At 61.0% G+C, this 15,321-nt stretch carries 11 protein-coding genes and 2 tRNA genes; 5 read left to right on the top strand and 8 right to left on the bottom strand.

Features of this window, described 5'->3' with window-relative positions; genetic code table 11:
• Positions 1-54 precede the first annotated feature (54 nt).
• Genes dhbA through LA321_RS13325 form a run of 4 tightly spaced genes read right to left on the bottom strand, consistent with a single transcriptional unit; the run spans position 55 to position 4,485 of the window.
• Positions 55-807 (bottom strand): 2,3-dihydro-2,3-dihydroxybenzoate dehydrogenase, encoded by a 753-nt coding sequence (dhbA, locus tag LA321_RS13340; protein ID WP_042025413.1) that lies wholly within the window; start codon positions 805-807, stop codon positions 55-57.
• On the bottom strand, positions 804-1,694 hold the full coding sequence (locus tag LA321_RS13335) for an isochorismatase family protein (RefSeq protein ID WP_042071998.1): 891 nt from the start codon (positions 1,692-1,694) through the stop codon (positions 804-806). Before LA321_RS13335 ends, dhbA begins: the two co-directional genes overlap by 4 nt.
• Complete coding sequence (locus LA321_RS13330) at positions 1,691-3,340, bottom strand: (2,3-dihydroxybenzoyl)adenylate synthase (protein WP_042071999.1); 1,650 nt, start codon at positions 3,338-3,340, stop codon at positions 1,691-1,693. The genes LA321_RS13335 and LA321_RS13330 overlap by 4 nt, the downstream gene beginning before the upstream one ends.
• The gene (locus LA321_RS13325; RefSeq protein WP_042072000.1) at positions 3,337-4,485 is read right to left on the bottom strand and encodes an isochorismate synthase; all 1,149 of its coding nucleotides are present in this window, start codon (positions 4,483-4,485) and stop codon (positions 3,337-3,339) included. The genes LA321_RS13330 and LA321_RS13325 overlap by 4 nt, the downstream gene beginning before the upstream one ends.
• Positions 4,486-4,749: 264 nt before the next feature.
• Between LA321_RS13325 and LA321_RS13320 the strand changes: the two genes are divergently transcribed.
• Together LA321_RS13320 and LA321_RS13315 are read left to right on the top strand one after the other, a co-directional pair.
• Entirely contained in the window at positions 4,750-6,702 is a 1,953-nt protein-coding gene (locus LA321_RS13320) for a TonB-dependent receptor domain-containing protein (protein ID WP_042072001.1), read from the top strand.
• 115 nt (positions 6,703-6,817) lie between these two features.
• Positions 6,818-7,885, top strand: a complete 1,068-nt coding sequence (locus LA321_RS13315; protein WP_042072002.1) for a 3-deoxy-7-phosphoheptulonate synthase — start codon at positions 6,818-6,820, stop codon at positions 7,883-7,885.
• Between the two features lie 83 nt (positions 7,886-7,968).
• On the opposite strand, the gene LA321_RS13310 is transcribed toward LA321_RS13315, so the two are convergent.
• The 3 genes from LA321_RS13310 to LA321_RS13300 form a co-directional block, all read right to left on the bottom strand.
• On the bottom strand, positions 7,969-8,967 hold the full coding sequence (locus LA321_RS13310) for a LacI family DNA-binding transcriptional regulator (RefSeq protein WP_042072003.1): 999 nt from the start codon (positions 8,965-8,967) through the stop codon (positions 7,969-7,971).
• A 168-nt stretch (positions 8,968-9,135) separates the two neighbouring features.
• Entirely contained in the window at positions 9,136-11,037 is a 1,902-nt protein-coding gene (locus LA321_RS13305; protein WP_042072005.1) for a transglycosylase SLT domain-containing protein, read from the bottom strand.
• Positions 11,038-11,136: 99 nt separating this feature from the next.
• Entirely contained in the window at positions 11,137-13,638 is a 2,502-nt protein-coding gene (locus tag LA321_RS13300; RefSeq protein WP_042072006.1) for a putative bifunctional diguanylate cyclase/phosphodiesterase, read from the bottom strand.
• A gap of 383 nt (positions 13,639-14,021) precedes the next feature.
• On the opposite strand from LA321_RS13300, the gene hpf reads away from it, so the two are divergent.
• Positions 14,022-14,360: a ribosome hibernation-promoting factor, HPF/YfiA family gene (gene hpf / locus LA321_RS13295; protein WP_026456769.1), complete on the top strand. Its 339-nt coding sequence runs from the start codon at positions 14,022-14,024 to the stop codon at positions 14,358-14,360.
• Positions 14,361-14,476: 116 nt separating this feature from the next.
• On the opposite strand, the gene LA321_RS13290 is transcribed toward hpf, so the two are convergent.
• Positions 14,477-14,986 (bottom strand): VC2046/SO_2500 family protein, encoded by a 510-nt coding sequence (locus LA321_RS13290; protein WP_042072007.1) that lies wholly within the window; start codon positions 14,984-14,986, stop codon positions 14,477-14,479.
• 124 nt (positions 14,987-15,110) lie between these two features.
• Here LA321_RS13290 and LA321_RS13285 point away from each other — a divergent pair.
• Positions 15,111-15,195 (top strand) — tRNA-Tyr (locus tag LA321_RS13285).
• A 34-nt stretch (positions 15,196-15,229) separates the two neighbouring features.
• A tRNA-Tyr gene (locus LA321_RS13280) sits at positions 15,230-15,314 on the top strand.
• Positions 15,315-15,321: the final 7 nt, after the last annotated feature.

Below are 15,321 nucleotides of genomic sequence, written 5' to 3'. Positions count from 1 at the left end.
GAGCCTCCTCAATATAAGAAAAGGGCGATGCCAGCGACATCTGGAGATGCGGGGCTAGACGCCCAGAGTGGCACCGCCATCGACCACCAGATCCTGCAGGGTGACATGGCTGGCAGCATCGGAGGCGAGAAAGAGAACGCAGGCCGCCACGTCGGCCGGTGTGGCCAGCTTGCCAAGGGGGATCCCCAGCTTGAACTGTTCGGGGAGCCCGGCGATGGTTCTCCGCTCCCCCTCCCCGTCCTGCCACATGCCCCACAACATCGGCGTCTGGGTCGACCCCGGCGACACCAGATTGCAACGCACCCCGTAGGGGGCGAGCTCAAGCCCCGCCGTCAGAGTGAGGCTGGTCAGTGCAGCCTTGGAAGCACCATAGACTCCCATCCCCGCTCGCGGCACCTTGGCTGCATTGGAGGAGACATTGACGATGGCACCGCCTCGCCGCGCGCGAAACCAGGGGGCCAGAGCCCGCATCAGGTAGAAGGGGGCGAAGGTGTTGACGGCAAAGGTGCGCGCCAGCAGGACGTCACCCACCTCGTCCAGTCTGCCGGTGGCCAGCACGCCGGCGACATTGACCAGCACATCGGGCCCCAGCCCCTCTTCGAGCAACTGCTCGCAGCAGCGGACGATGGCCTCGCTGTCGCTCACATCGATCACCACCCCCTTCACATTGCCGGGCAGCGCCTCGACCAACTGAAGATCGAGCACCACCACGCTCGCCCCCGCCTCGGCAAAGGTGCGCGCCACGGCATGGCCTATTCCCTGCGCCGCGCCGGTCACCCAGACGATTTTGCCTTGCCATTCGTTCATGGGGTGCACTCCGGCTGTTCGGCGTGACGGGAGAGCAGCGACCACCAGTGGGCCAGCGTCGGTTGACGGGCAAGTTCGGCGAGTTCAACCTCCAGGCCACGCTGGCGCCACTCCTCCACCAACCCCATCACCGCCAAAGAATCGAGGCCGTAGTCGAGCAGGTTCTCATCCTCTGCCGGCAGCGTCTGCTGCATCTCTGCTGGCAAACGGGCCAACACCTGCGCCTGCAACAGCGCACGGCTAAGCGGAACGGGGTTTGCTGCCGCCAGCACCTCTGCCACCGTGATCACCCGACCGGCATTGCGGCTGACATAAGAGAGAGCCAGCAGATGATCCTCGCGAGAGAAGTCGGCGATGGCGTCGGCCACAAGGAAGGGGCGTATGTCGCGCATAAAAGCATCGACCGCCGTCTGCATCACCCCGATGTGGCCGTAGATACCGCAGATCACCAGCTGATCCCGCCCCCATCCAGCCATCAGATCAGCAAGGGGGGAACGGCAAAAAGCACTGTAGCGCCACTTGGTCAGCACAGTATCCTGCGGCTGTGGCGTCAGCGCCGCGACAATGGGCTGGCGTTCCGGCGAGCGAGTCAAACCCGGCCCCCACATGTCGTTTAGCAGGGCGCGATCAGCCGGACTCTGCTCGGCGGGCTGGGCGGTATAGACCACCGGCATGCCGAGGGCCCGGGCCTGGCGGCTCAGGAGCACGATATTGTCGACGACCTGGTTGATAAGCGGGTTGTCCGGCCCGTAGAAGTCGACAAAGTAACGCTGCATGTCGTGGATCAGCAGCACGGCGCGGCCCGGTTCAAAGGGCCAGTTGACCCGTGCGGCGGGCAGCTCTTCTGCGGTGGGCAGCGGGTAGGCATCAAGGGCTTGAATGGTCATGCACACTCCTTGGCAAGCTGCTCGCGCAGCGTCTGTTTGTCTATCTTGCCGACCGGGGTCCGGGGCAGTTCATCCACCAGCACCAGGCGATCTGGCAACTTGTAGTCCGCCACCCCTTGCTCTCGCAGGAAACGACGCAAACGGGGCAAATCGAGGGACTCACGGCTCATCAGAAAGGCACAACTGCGCTCCCCCAGCAGCGGATCGGGCATGGCCACCAGCGCCGACTGACGTACGTCAGGATGAGTGAGCAGTAGCTCCTCTATCTCAAGGGCGTCGATCTTCTCCCCACCCCGGTTGATCTGATCCTTGTTGCGGCCGACCACCATCAAATAGCCGCCGGGCAAGCGGCAGACCAGATCGCCGGTGCAGTAGAAGCCATCCCGATCGAAGGCCCGCAGATTGTGGGCCTCGGCCTTGTAGTAACCACGGAAGGTGTAGGGTCCGCGCGTCCACAGCTCACCGCACTCGCCATCGGGCAAGGCGCGCCCGTTGCTGTCACGCACCTCCACCTCGTCTCCCGGGCTCATCGGACGTCCCTGGGTGTTGACGAGATGCCAGTGGCCATCCTCGGCGCGGGTGTAGTTGACCAGCCCCTCCGCCATGCCGAATACCTGCTGCAAGCGACAACCCAGACGGTTTTCTACCGATTCGGCATGCGCAGGACTCAGGCGCGCGCCCCCCACCTGTACCCACTCAAGGGACGTTTGCGGATAATGGCCTGCCGCCTCCAGCCAGAGCGCAAGGGCGGGGGGTACCAGTGCGGCCCAGTTGACCTTGTGACGCTGTACCAGTGGCAGACAGGTTGCCGGTGAAGGCTCCGGCGCCATCACCACACAGCCGCCGGCATGAAAAACGCCGAGCGCTCCGGGAGAGCTCAGGGAAAAGTTATGAGGGGCAGGCAGGGCACAGAGATAAATGACCCGCTCGTCCCAGCCGCAGACCGCCACGCTCTGGCGCACGCTGTAGCCGTAGTCGTCGTGAGTACGGGGGATCAGCTTGGGAGTGCCTGTGCTGCCACCGGAGAGCTGAAAAAAGGCAACCTGATCGACCGGGGTCGGCACAGGGTGCGCCACTGCAACAGGTGCCGGATGATCTGCAACAGAAACGGGTTCCGGCTCACGCCATGCAAACCCTTGTGCTGACGCCTCCCCATCTACAGGCTCGAAGAGCAGCATCTGGCAGGATGGCTGCACCAGCGCCTCGAGGACCGCCAGGCTGCCCGCTTCTCCCGCCAAACCCGGATGAGCAGGGCTCAATACCAGCAGCGAGGGATCAATCTGGCGAGCAAAGGCGACCAGCTCGCGCCGCTGATGGCTAAAGAGGGCATGTACCGCCACCACGCCACAGCGGATCAAGGCAAACCAGCAGATGTAGAACTCGGCACAGTTGGGCAACTGCACCAGCGCGGTATCGCCGTGGCCGAGCCCGCGTGTGGCCAGCCGCGCCGCCAATGTATCGACCTCACGACGCAGCTGGCCATAACTCAGGATACGCTCGCCGCAGATGAGGGCTGTGCGAGCGGGATAACGTTCTGCAGACTCATCCAGTAGGGCGGTCAGCGGCTGACCGCGCCACCACCCCTGCGCCCGATAGTGGGCTGCGTGTTCTGCGGGCCAGGGGGTAAAGGGGACCAGCGGCTTCATGCAGCCACCTCCGGCTCACGGCTCTCAAGACCAAAGGCACGCAGCATGGTGCCGAGTTTGGCGGCCGTCTCCTGCCACTCCGCCTCGGGCGAGGAACCCACCACCACCCCGGCGCCGGCATAGAGACGCAACGTCTTCCCGGCCAGCATGCCGCAGCGAATAGTGACCACCCACTCGCCATTGCCATCGGCATCCATCCACCCCACTGCGCCACTGTAGAAGTGACGATCATATCCTTCCAGCCGGGCGATGGCCTGGCGGGCTTCCTCCTGGGGAGTACCACATACTGCCGGAGTGGGATGGAGCGCCAGTGCCAACTCCAGCGCGGTAGATGGCTCGCGCAACCGTCCCTCGATCCGGGTCGAGAGGTGCCACATGGTGGACGTGGCGATCACCTGCGGCTCAACCGGCACCTCGAGCTCGCGACAGAAGGGAGAGAGCGCGGCTGCGACCGCATCGGCCACCAGCGCATGCTCATAGCGATCCTTGCGTGCCTGCAGCAGATCGGCGCAGGCTGCCTGTTGTTCGCAAAAGGCGTGGCGGGGACGAGAGCCTGCCAACGGGTTGCTCACCACAGTCATGTCATTGCGCGAGATCAGCAACTCTGGACTCGCGCCCAGCAGTGTCTCCCCCTCGGGAAGCGGAACCTGAAACACATAGGCCCCGGGATTCTGGGCCAGCAGGCTGCCATAGGCTTGCGAAGGGGCGGTACGCTGCGCGCTCTGCACATCAATGGCTCGCGAAAGCACTATCTTCTCAAGCTGGCCTTCGCTGAATTGCTGCAGGGCCTCTCGCACTGCCCCCTGATAGTGAGCCACATCGGTCACCTCACACACCTTGCCGTGCAGCTGGCAGTGGCAGGCGGGCAGCAGGCGCTCCCGCGCAATCCATTGCCACTGTTCCGGGATCACCAGATGCCAGGGGGCTCGGGTGTCAAAGGGGATGGCGCCAATTGCGACGGGATTAGTCATGCCCTGTCGGCGCAGCTGACGCAAATGGCTCAGCAACTGACTCGGTGCGATGCCAGTGAAGCTGTCGTGAATGCCCGAGGTGAGCAGTACCCGCTCACCACTGGCAAAACAGCAGGCTCTGTCCAGATCAGCCGCAGTGGCGGGCCACTCTTCTTCCTGTACATAGTCACACATGAGGGCGCTACTCCTTGGAATGAATCTCTGCCTGATGCTGACAAGCCCGTCATTCGACTCGCTTGGCAACAAGGTGAGCGGCATCCTAGCAAGGAGCAAAATCGGGATCAATACAAATGATAATCAGTATCATTAACTTCTTTTCTGTCAAAAAGGGGAGCGTATGAATCTTTGAAAGAAAGCTAAAAAAAGAGTTGCGAACGAGGCAAAAGCAATTTGATAATGATAATGCTTATCATTTGAATGTTATGGAAAATATAAATAATGAAATCCTCAGCCTCCCGTTTTGTCACTCCCACGCTACTGGCCACCACCATAGTGGCCTTGCTGACCCAGCAAGCCACAGCCGCCAATAGCACGCCCCAAGCCGACGAGGTGATCACCGTCACCACCACGGCACACAACACCCGCTCGGCACCGGCTTCCATCTCTGTCATCACCGCCGAACAGATTAAGGCGGCACCGGTCAACGATCTCTCGGATCTGCTGCGTCACGAGGTGGGTATCCAGGCCGAAACCGATACCAATGGCCGCAGCGATATCGGCATTCGCGGCATGTCGGGCAAGTACACGCTCGTACTGGTGGATGGCAAACGCCTCTCCTCCTCCAATGCCCTGTGGCGCGGCGGCAACTTCGACAACACTCCGGTTCCCCTTGGCATGATCGAGCGGGTCGAGGTGATCCGCGGCCCCATGTCAGCGCTCTACGGTTCCGACGCCATCGGCGGTGTCATCAACATCATCACCAAGCAGCCAGGCACGCAGTGGCAGGGGGCGGCGGATGCCGACTTCAAGGCCATAGAAGGCAAGGATGGCGGCGAGCAGCACAGAACCAACCTGGGCTTTACCGGCCCGCTCACCGACAACCTGCTGATCCGGATGAACGGCGAAGTCTATGATCGCCAGGCCTGGACACCCACAGAGGCAACCGACGGCATTCCCCTCATCGAAGCCAAACAGACGCGCAACTTCGCGTCCACTCTGAGCTGGCTGGTGGATGAGCAACAACGCTTCGAACTCGACTATCTCTACAACCAGGACGAACGGCCCCTCGACATCTTCCGCAAAACAGGCAACAAGGTGCACAGTCGCCAGCAGCAGAACGACCGCAATCTGTTTGGCCTGACTCACAAGGGGAACTGGAGCTGGGGTGACACTACCGTCATGGCCAATTACGAAAGCTCCCGGATCGACGACTTCAACACCAGCTACTCAGCCCCCCAGCAGCGCGAGCTGGAGGAGAACACCCTGACTCTCAAGGGTTACACCAATCTGATGCTGGCCAATCACTATCTGACCTTCGGCGGCGAATATCTCGACCGGGAGCTGGTGGATACGGTGAGCTACAAGGATATCGGCGGCCGGGAGAGTCACGCCCAGGAGGCGCTGTTTGCCCAGGACGAGATCGGCCTGACCGATAGCCTGACCTTGACCCTGGGGGGGCGTTACGATCACCACGAGATCTATGGCGGCCACTTCACGCCACGCGGTTATCTGGTCTATGAGCTGAGCGACCTGGTGACCGTCAAGGGCGGCGTCAGCCAGGCCTTCAAGGCGCCGGCTCCGCATCAATACTCCAAGGGTTACAGCATCGAGAGCTGCGGTGGCAGCTGCCTCATCTACGGCAGCGACAAGGTCAAACCCGAGACCAGCACCAACTACGAGCTGGGGATCATCGCAGGAGAAGGCATCTGGGAAACCAGCGCCACCCTCTTCTACTCCGACATAGAAGACATGCTGACCTTCAAGCAGATACCCAACTCCAAAGACCGTACCTGGTACAACCTGGATAAGGCCACGACCAAGGGACTGGAGCTGACCGGTCGCCTCGATCTGTTCGAGGATCTCAGCCTCAATGCCAACTACACCTACCTCAAGGCGGAAGGGGAACAAGGCCAGCCCCTGCCCGAGCGCCCGGAGCACAAGGCCAACGCCAGGCTCACCTGGCAAGCCACCGAGCGGGTGAATGCCTTCGTCGGAACGACCTACACAGGCACCCAGTTTGCGGAGCAGACCGTCAACAAGGCAACTGTGCTGCATAAGTTGCCCAGCTACCAGACGTTCGATCTTGGCACCGGCTTCAAGGTAACCAACAACTTTGATCTGCGAGTCGGCATCACCAACCTGACCGATGTCCGTCTGCAAGAGAAAGATGCCCTCTTCCAAAACGTGGAACCGGGCCGCAGCTATTACATCAGCGGCTCAGCCCGTTTCTGATCCGGCCCTCCACGCGGCACGGGAACCTTCCCGTGCCGCAATTTACGACAACAAGGGACAAGTCCCACTGGATAGCAATGAGCATGCAGATTTTCACTCTGTTCGAGGATCTTCCATGTTCCCCTCACTACTGAACGCATCGCCACTTGCCACTCTCCCCACTCAGGGCGAGTTGCTGGCGACGCTCCCCTGCCCCACCCGGCTTGCCCACCGGATCGGCTGCCACCGCCACCATGCCAGCCAGATCCTGCAAGGCATGGATGATCGCCTGCTGCTGGTGATTGGCCCCTGCTCCATTCACGATCCGATCGCCGCCCGCGACTATGGCGCTCGGCTGGTCGAGCTGCAGACACGCTACGGCGATCAACTGCTGCTGGTGATGCGCACCTATTTCGAAAAACCACGCACCACCCTCGGCTGGAAGGGATTTATCTTCGATCCCTGCCTCGATGGTAGCGACCGACTGGCGGAGGGATTGCACCAGGCACGCGCTCTGCTGCTGGAGCTGGGAGAAGCGGGCCTCGCTTGCGCTACCGAGTTTCTCGATCTCACCAGCATGCTCTATCTGGGGGACCTTATCAGCTGGGGCGCCATCGGAGCGCGCACCACCGAATCCCAGTTCCATCGCCAGCTGGCATCTGCGCTCCCCTGCCCCATCGGTTTCAAGAATGGTACCGATGGCAATGTCCAGGTCGCCGTGGAGGCGATCCTCGCCAGTCGGGCTGCCCACCTCTATACCCAACCGGATGGTGAGGGGCGCATGACACTGGTTCGTAGCCACGGCAACAAGGATTGCCACCTGATCCTGCGTGGCGGCCGCCAACCCAACTATCAACATGATGCCGTGAAACAAGCCTGTTTACTGTTGCAACGACACCACCTTGCTCCCCGGCTGATGGTCGATTGCAGCCACGGCAACAGCCAGAAGCAGCATCTTCGTCAACTGCGGGTGGCACAGGATCTGGCCAATCAGCTGACAGCTGGTAACCAGGGGATCGTTGCCGTGATGGTGGAGAGTTTCCTGTGTGAAGGGCGTCAGGAGATCAAGGGTGGTCAGCCACTGTGCTACGGCCAGTCGATCACCGACGCCTGCATCGGCTGGGAACAGACCCTGGTACTGCTCGATATGCTGGCCGAAGGGGTGGAGGCAAGGCGCCAGCGGCGGATTGCGCTGGCAGGTTGAGATAAAACGGCGGCATTCCTGGTACAGTGCCAGAGCGCAATATGGCCCCGACGGGGCCACATTTTTACTCTCTTTGGCGGGCGTCAGGCGACGGACTCGCGCTCCACCAGCCTGGCTTCAAACTTGAGTGCCAGACCGTCGGCCGGCTTGTGATCGAGCAGGCGAAGGGCCAGCTCGGCGGCACGGCTCCCCATCTCCTCGATGGGATAACGCACCGTGGTGAGCTTGGGATAGATGTAGCGGGCGTAAGGAATATCGTCGAACCCCACCACCGAGATCTGCTGCGGGATCTTGTAACCCCGCTCCAGCAGACAGGAGATGGCTCCCGCCACCATGGCATCGTTGAAGCCAAGCACGGCGGTAAATTCAACCCCGCGGGAGAGCAGCTCGTTCATCGCCACATAACCGCCGTTCTCATCGGCAAAGCCACGGCCGATCAAGGCAGGTTCCAGTGCAATTCCGGCCTGGGCCAGGGTCTGGGTGTAGCCCGCCATGCGCTGCTGGCCGTCGACGAACTCTTCATCGTCCGAGGTGATAAAGGCGATCTTGCGGTGGCCGGCCTCCAGCAGATGCTGGCACGCTGTGGTGATGCCTGCCTGGTTGTCGAGCCAGACGCAGCGATCTTCGGCTCCCGGCACTTGGCGGTTGATAAAGACCACAGGGGTGGATCCGGCGGCCAGCTCGCTCAGCTCCTCATCGGGGAGCGCCTTGCTGTGCAGGATCAGGGCGTCACACTGGCGCTGCAGCAGGGCCTGGATGGCATGACGCTCGCGAGTGATGTCATGGTTGCCTGACATCACTATGGTGAACTTGTTGGCCCGATCGACCATGGCTTCGATGCCTCGCATCATCTGGGCGAAGAAGGGGCCGCCACAGAGATCGCCGACCAGCACGCCGATGCAGTTGGAGCGCTTGCTGACCAGGGCCTGGGCAAAGCTGTTGGGACGAAAATTGAGTTCCTTCATCGCCGCCAGCACGGCCTCGCGCTTTTCCGGCGCGATCTGTGCCGTGTTGTTGATCACCCGGGAGACGGTTGAGATGGACACATTTGCCAGCTGAGAAACGTCTTTAATCGTTGCCACTATCCATTCCTTTATTGTGGGGAACCTGTCGGTACCGACGGCCCAGTATATCCTGCTCGCGGATCCGATTCCCGGAGCCAGGTCACCTGACAGGTTTCCTTTGGTAACAAATTCTTGCGCCGTGATACCCAGCGCCGGGTAACAGGCAGGGGCCCGCGGCCCCCGCATTCAATAGCCATGCTTGAGTTCGCGATCGGACATGAACCGCAGCGGCTGCTGAAACTTGTGCTGATAGATGAGATCGAACGACAACACGTTCTGCACATAGTTGCGCGTCTCCCGGTAAGGGATGCTCTCGACCCACACGTCCATCGGCTTGTCGGCACTCTGCTCACGCCAGCGCTTCACCCGGCCGGGGCCTGCGTTGTAGGCCGCCGCCGCCAGGATCCGGTTGCCGTCATAGACATCCAGCAGGCGTTTGAGATAGGCGCTGCCCAAACGGATATTCATTGCAGGATCAAACAGTTGCTGCTCACTGCGATAGGGTACCCCAATCTTGCCGGCAGTCTCTTTCGCGGTCGCGGGCATCAGCTGCATCAGGCCCCTCGCCCCCACTGGCGATTGTGCCCGCGGGTAGAGGGCGCTCTCCTGGCGGGAGATGGCGTAGAGCAGGCTCATGTTGACCGCTCGCTCGCGGGCCACCTGACTGAAGGTCTGCTTGTAGGGTTTGGGGAAGCGCAACTCAAGGGCATCCCAGGCCTCGGCACGGATGCTGGCGAGGATCGCCAGATCATGCCAGCCCCGATTGAGGGCGATGTGGCCAAATTCGATGCGCTGGGCCACCGGGTTGCGATCCATGTTGTGGATCCACTCCGAACGGGCAGCCGCCACCTCGTTCATGGCCAGCAGCTCCTGCACCCGAAGCAGGAAGGGCCAACGCCGGCTCGCGCTGCGCCAGTCCGGTACATGCGGCACCGTCTGGTTCTTCATCCGGTAGGGGGCGCCGGTGCGCTGGGCGGCCATAAACCCGTAGAAACCGCGCAGATTGGCGGTCTCCAGGTAGAGGTCGCGGGCCAGCTTCTGCTGCCCTTGTACCTCCAGCGAGCGGGCCATCCAGTAGCGCCAGCGATCCTCCTTCTGGCGTGCCATCGGCATCATCTTCACCCAGCCGGAGAGACCGCGCCAATCCTCTTCCCAGATGGCGAGCCTGGCTCGCAATTCGGTGATATCCGGATCGGCCAGCAACCTGACCGTGTTGTCCAACCACTGGCGCTCGCTTCTCGAACGATCCAGCAGCAGGCGGCGGGCGATAGCTCGCTCCACCGGCTTGATCTCGGCCTGGCTCAGGCCAAAGCGGCTGCGAAACAGGTCAAGCTGGCGCAGCACAGCCTCCGGCTGCTGGTTGGCATAGCGGGTCAGCCCCAGCGACAACAACTTCCTGGAGTAAGGGTTGTTGCTGAAGTAGGTGGGATTCATCGCCTTGGCCGGCTGCTCGAACAGGGTCACCATCTGGTTGCCATACCCCTGCAGGCCGGTACCGAGGGAGGCCCCCAGATGGCGGATCAGGTTGGGATTTTCCGCCTCGAAGGCCATCGTCATCCGTTGCCAGATCTTGTCCTGGGTGCGCAGACCAGCCCCCTGCCAGAGGGTGAATAGCGGATCACAGGCATCAGGACGGGATTGCCCACTCATCCACATCTTGCCCGCCCCCTGCAACGCCTCCCTGGTCTTGCCGGTGTAATAGAGCGCCTGATAGTGCATGCAGAGCAGGTCGGTCGATTTTGGCTTGGCCGGGTAGAAGCGCAGGAACTGCGACCACTGCTGGCTCTGGGCCAGATAGGTCAGATAGGTACGCTCCAGCCGGTTGGACTGGGGGGTATCCCCATGCTGGCGGATGAAACGGGTCACATCCTGATAATCGGCCGCCCCGGGCCGAAAGGCGAGCTGGAAGTAATCGAGATAGGGCAGCAGAGGATAATGGGTCAAGCGAGCGCGAAGCTGCTGAAAACGGGCCTGATCGTTGGCCCGCACGGCATCATAGGCCTGACGGTACAGACTCTGATCCTGGGTCTGGGCCATGATCCCTGGCGCAAACAGTGTCGTTAAGAGAATTCCCCACACAGCTTTCACTGAACATCTCCATTGGGAAGCACGCCACCGCCCGCAGGCGGTGGATCCGGAAATGCCCATTCTACCCGCAGCCGGGCGGTGCGAAAGCGGGGATGACGACTATTTTTCCGCGCAGGCCAGGTGGACGTCGCGCTGGTACTCGGGTTTGGCCAGCCGCTGCACATATTTCTCCAGATAAGGCACTGGCAACGGCTTGGAGGCGAGGTAGCCCTGGTAGAAGCTGCACCCCTGCGCCTTGAGAAACTCGAGCTGCTGGCGCGACTCCACCCCTTCCGCCGTCACGTTGAACCCCATGTGGCGCGCCATGGCTATCACCGCCTCGACAATGGCCATGTTGTCCCCATCCCGAGGAATGTCCTGGATGAAGGAGCGGTCGATCTTGAGCTCATCGGCGGGCAGCCGCTTGAGATAGCTGAGGGACGAGTAGCCGGCGCCAAAATCGTCGATGGCAAAGCTGATGCCAAGGGCCTTGAGCTCCGCCATCTTGCTGATAGTGTCCTCGGCATGGCCCAGCACCACCGACTCGGTGATCTCCAGGTTGAGGCAGGCCGGATCCATGCCGGTTTGTGCCAGCACATCGTGGATCCGCTCGACAAAATCGGTGGCGTGAAACTGCTTGGCGCTCACATTGACCGAGATCTGGGGAATGTGGATGCCACTCTCCTCCCACAACACGTACTGGACACACGCCTCATGCAACACCCAGTTGCCGATATCGACGATGAGATCCGTCTCCTCGGCAATGGGGATGAACTCGGCGGGCGAGACCAGGGCCCGGCCCGGCGGCTGCCAGCGGATCAGGGCTTCAATGCCGATGAGATCGCCGCCATCCACCAGATGCTGCGGCTGATAGTAGAGGGTCAGCTCGTTCTTGTTCAGGGCGTTGCGCAGCTCGTTGTGGATGAGCAGGCGCCGATCCGCCTGATGCTGCATGGAGGCATCGAAGAAACGCCGCGTCTTGCGCCCGGCAGACTTGGCCTGATACATGGCGGTATCCGCCTGTTTGAGCAGATCGTCGACCCCCTGTTCCCGATCCGGAAACAGGGTGATGCCGACGCTGGCGCCGATATGCAATACCTGCCCGCCATGGCTGTAGGGGGAGGCAATCTCGGTGATGAGGCGCTCGGCGATGATGTCGGCCTGCATCTCGGCCTGGGGCGGGCTGGCTGAGAGGGAAGGCAGCAGCAGCACGAACTCGTCGCCACCGAGGCGAGCGAGGCAGTCCCCTTGGCGCACCAGCCGTTTGAGACGTGTCGCCACCTCCTTGAGCAGCCAGTCACCGGTGGCGTGGCCGAGGGAGTCGTTGATGGTCTTGAAGTGATCGAGATCGATAAACAGCAGGGCCCCTATCAATCCGTTGCGACTGGCCTCGTTGAAGGTCTGCACCAGGGTTTCGTGCAACTGGCGCCGGTTCGGCAGACCGGTCAGCTCGTCGTAATAGGCCAGATCCTGGATCCGCAGCTCGGCCGCCTTGCGCTCCGAGATATCCTCGAAGCAGATGACGAAGTGGCTGATCTCCCCCTTCTCATCCTGCACCGGCGTCACGATTTCCCACTGGGGGTAGACGTGGCCATCGGCATGGCGCCGCTGGGTCTCCCCCTGCCAGCGGCTCAGGGTATTGAGCTCGTAGCCCGGTTTTCCCATGGTGGGCCAGAGATCTTCTTCCAGATGCAGGCCCAGCACGGCTTGGCTGTCAAAGCCGGTGATCTGGCTGAAGGCGTGATTGACCCGCAGCACCTTGAAACCGGGATCCGTGATGATGATCCCTTCGTGGGTTTCAAAGGCCACGGCGGAGAGGCGCATCTGGGCATCGGATTGCAACCGCTCCAACTCGGCCACCATGCGTACCGAGAAGGTGTTGAGCACGGAGTCGAGGTTGGCAATGTCAGCGGGAGCGGAATAGAGCAGGGCCAGATGACCCAGCAGCTGGCCCCGGCTATCGCACAGCGGCTGGCCATAATAGCGCTGTCCGGGTCGGGAGGGGGTCTGGCATTCGGCCAGCTCATCCAGGTTCACCTGACAGCTGGTTCCCTGCCGATAGAGTTGCTGGCATGGGGTGCCCGCCAGGGGGTAATCCCGGATATCCAGCCCGTCGGCAGCCAGCACCTTGATCCTGTCCACCCCGCTCAGCTCACCCACCCAGACGGCATCCACCTTGAGGATGTGAGTCAGCTGGTTGACCAGGGTGTTGAAAAACTCGGTACCGGTACAGGCAGAAAGCGCCTGGGCCAGGCGGGTCAGCAATGAGGTCTGCAATGGCTGGGCGAGATTGAGTGATTCGGCCGCCGCGCTCATCCCGTCAAGGGGCGCCAGCCAGCCGCAGCACAACTGCTGGCTGGGAACGTATTGCCCACTCCAGATCACGTGACTGAACAGGCCCCGTTCATCCTTGAGATGGCCGATGAACTGTTCCGGCAAGGTGGATTGATGCAGACGCGCCAAAAAATCGGCAAAGCCCGCTTCATCTTCCGGCTGCAGGCAACCTGCCCAGGGGTGTTTCCCCTCCCCCTGCCACTGCTGGTAGGCGCCCTGATCGGAGAGGCTCCACTGATCATGCTGCCGATCATAAAACCACATGATTTGAGTGGCTTGCTGCTTCATCTACAACTCCAACACAACAATCGCTCACGTTTGATGTCCAGGCAGAACGGGCACAACCACTCCCCACATCGACTCATGAGTTCAAAGACAATACAGAGAGGGGGCTAACATCATGCAGTATCGAGCGGGGAAAACCGGGCAAACCGGACAAGAAGTCGACACAAGGTGCTGCCAAGAAGGGACAGAAACGATCCTATTCCCGTCATACTGCCTGCCAGTTTCAAGGAGCTCAAGCTATTTTTGGCACGAAACCGGAAAAGCTCACAATTTACAAATCGCTAAATACATGGCGGGAGATTTTGTGACCAACATCACATTTTCAATACTACCGATGAGTAATCTGAAGGTGAAGACACAAGCAAGACGACCCGAAGGGGGCCAATATGAAAATCGAAATTACCAGCAAAATCATCGACATCACCCCGGCTATCCGCGAGCGCATCGAATCCCGTTTTGACAAGCTCGAGCGTCTTCAGGTGCCTCTCATCACACCCCATGTGATTGTGTCCAAAGAGCGTCTGATGTTTATCGTCGAAGCCACTGCTGGCATCCCCAACGGCAAGCTGTTTGCCCAGGCAGAGCATGAGGATCTCTACGCCGCCATCAATGAACTGGGACAAAAACTGGAGCGTCAAATCAACCGCCACACCGAAAAGCCGATCGCCCGTCGCGCCAATGGCACACGCAAGGAGATGCCACAACCGGATGAAGCCGACGCATAACTCCCGGCAAGGTTAACTCAGTCACTCAACACAAAGGCGGGATATCCCGCCTTTTGTATGCCTGCTGCATACCCGCATTCGCTTACTCGAACCGCCTTTCGTGCAACCCGCCTTGCTCAACCGAGCCAGTGGAGCCGGGTATCGATTCCCTGCTGCAGGCGATCCAGCACAGGCAACAGCACCAGCGGATCTTCCTGACGAGGCTCATCCACAAGTGCTCCCCGCAGCCGCTCACGCCCGAGTGGCGTCAGGTTGTCGTAGACCGCCTCATCCAGCAGCGGTTGCTTTGCCACCAGTGGCTGTGGCTGCAATGCCAGCCACAGTCGCACATCCACCATGCTACCCCCCTGCTGCAACCGCTCGTTGAGGGCACTGCTGTCGCTGGTCGCCTCTTCTGCCATCAAGGCTTCTGCCGGGCGCAACCCGAAATGGGCCCGCCAGTCCCGCTCATCCGGCGCGGCGGCCGGCTTGGCATCAAACCAGGGCTGCTCCTCCACCGAATCGGTGAGCAACGCCAGATGCAGCCGAAAATCCGCCCGATCGCCATGCTGCAGATCCAGGTTGAGGCGTTGCCCCAACTGGCCCTCATCGACGAGCAGATGATCACGGATTGAGCGGGGTAGCATGGCATAACTCTTGAAAATGGCGATTTCACTTCTTATCGGCCATCAATCCGATTCTTTTAATGGAAAAATCCCGCTTGGGGGTTCACAAAAGCGGAAGATCTGTTAGTATGCGCCTCGCACTTGTGGAGGGGTTCCCGAGTGGCCAAAGGGATCAGACTGTAAATCTGACGGCTCTGCCTTCGAAGGTTCGAATCCTTCTCCCTCCACCATTTCAAGTGCCACAATCTGTTTGCAATACCCCGTGGAGGGGTTCCCGAGCGGCCAAAGGGATCAGACTGTAAATCTGACGGCTCTGCCTTCGAAGGTTCGAATCCTTCTCCCTCCACCATCATTCA

Source organism: Aeromonas enteropelogenes (assembly GCF_020097295.1).
Taxonomy (GTDB): domain Bacteria; phylum Pseudomonadota; class Gammaproteobacteria; order Enterobacterales; family Aeromonadaceae; genus Aeromonas; species Aeromonas enteropelogenes.
This window is presented reverse-complemented; position numbering and strand designations above follow the sequence as displayed.